Origin of the sequence: Rhodococcus sp. (in: high G+C Gram-positive bacteria), assembly GCF_049286785.1 — a bacterium.
GTDB lineage: Bacteria > Actinomycetota > Actinomycetes > Mycobacteriales > Mycobacteriaceae > Rhodococcus_F.
Genome location: NZ_JBAQEO010000103.1, coordinates 1 through 1,523, shown reverse-complemented (window position 1 = coordinate 1,523; position 1,523 = coordinate 1). Strand labels below are relative to the sequence as shown.

General features: G+C 69.1%; 1 protein-coding gene and 1 pseudogene. One reads left to right on the top strand and one right to left on the bottom strand.

Annotated features, from left to right (window positions below; all coding sequences use genetic code 11):
- Nucleotides 1–22: 22 nt before the first annotated feature.
- A complete protein-coding gene (locus WAW17_RS04035; RefSeq protein WP_422331723.1) occupies nucleotides 23–418 on the top strand; it encodes a recombinase family protein in 396 nt (131 codons plus the stop codon).
- Nucleotides 419–460: 42 nt separating this feature from the next.
- On the opposite strand, the pseudogene WAW17_RS04030 reads toward WAW17_RS04035, so the two are convergent.
- Nucleotides 461–1,523: pseudogene (locus WAW17_RS04030) on the bottom strand (DUF3072 domain-containing protein); the annotation flags it as partial.

The following is a 1,523-nucleotide window of genomic DNA, read 5'->3' as shown; positions in this document are numbered from 1 at the left end:
GCCCAAGCTGTGCCCGGACGATGTGCTTCGCCGTGTCGTGACTATGTCGATCTCGGGTCGGACGCAAGAATCGATCGCACGCGAACTCAACGACGAAGGCGTCCCGACCCCGGCCGGCAGCCCGACCTGGTACCGGTCGCACGTCTGCCGGCTGCTCGCCACGCGGGGGGCCGTTGAACTCCGGGCGGAACTGTCGCAGAAGGAATCTGCCGACCAGGTACCACCGCCCACCACCCGGCAATGCACACCGCCTGTCAGACAACTCACGGGTGCGGGCCAGTTGCCTCCTCGCACCAGCCGAGCCGTGCAGCAACGCCGGACCGAAACTGACCACTCGGCGCAGGTCCACACGCTTCGGTGTGGCGCGGGTGGGTGGTCGGGCCCGATGCCAGACCACCCACGAAGCCGAGCCGGATAGAACCTGGTCCGGGAAACGCTGATGGCGGCTTGACCGCTGCCGTCAGCGTTCTTGACCGCTGTCCCGGCCGCGTTCGGCTCTCAGGCCGGGTGGGATCCGCTCGATCGTGGCAGTGTTCATTGCGACGGTCGCGGTTGCGTGGGTGGGGTAGTCGGACTGGACCAGCCGCATGACCTCGGCCAGCTCCTGGTCGGTCGCCGTTTCGGCGGCGGCCGCAGGCTGGGCGCCGTTGGCGCGCACCTCGGTCAGCGCAGCGTGGTCTCGTTCCCACACCGCCACCGGCGGAATGGCGGATTCCGCAAGAGCGGTTCCGACGGCCTTCTCGGCAGCGGAGATCGCGGCGTCCCGGGTGGGGAAGGTGCCACTGTCGAGGGTCTCCCGATCACTGTGGGCGGACCAGTACCAATCGCGGCCGGTCCACTTCACCACCGCACCGGGATCGCCGGTGTCGCGGTCGAATCCGGCGGTGAGCTCGGAGCCGATCTCGTCGGCGCGCTGCCACCGCGGCGGTTGCGGGTTCTGTGCCAACTGCGCCTTGTACTCGGCGTGCTCGCGGGCCGCCGCCACCATCCGCAGCGGGGTGATGTCTCGGAGCTCGTCCTGGGTCATGCCTTGGTCTTCGGCGTGCCCGGGGGTGGGGTTGAGGTCGCGGGTCCAGCCGCGGTACATGCCGGCGGATGCCAATCGTTCCTTGGTGGCCGCCTTCTCGGCGAGCGCCTCGGGGGAGTTCTCCCTGGCGGCGAGGTCGGCCCGCATCTCGTTGTAGGTGTGTGTGAGCCGGGTGATCTCGTCGGTCTTGGCGAACGGCACCCCGAGCTTGTCGGCGAGCTGCTCGGTCTGGGAAGCCATGTAGTCGCGGTCCTTGACGTTCAGGTCCATCGCCGCGGGCAGATCGGCGGCCATGTTGGTCAGCCGGGTCACCATGCCCGATCCGCCGTCGGCGCTGGCGAGTGACAGGTCGACGACCTCGGCGTCGAAGGTGCGGACGATGCCACCGGTGAGGCGGAATGCGTACCCGCCGACCGGGAGCCGGCCCATCGAGATTTCGGCGCCGGCGATTACGGCGACCAGGTGCTGGCCATCGGGTTGGCGTTCGAGGTCACGG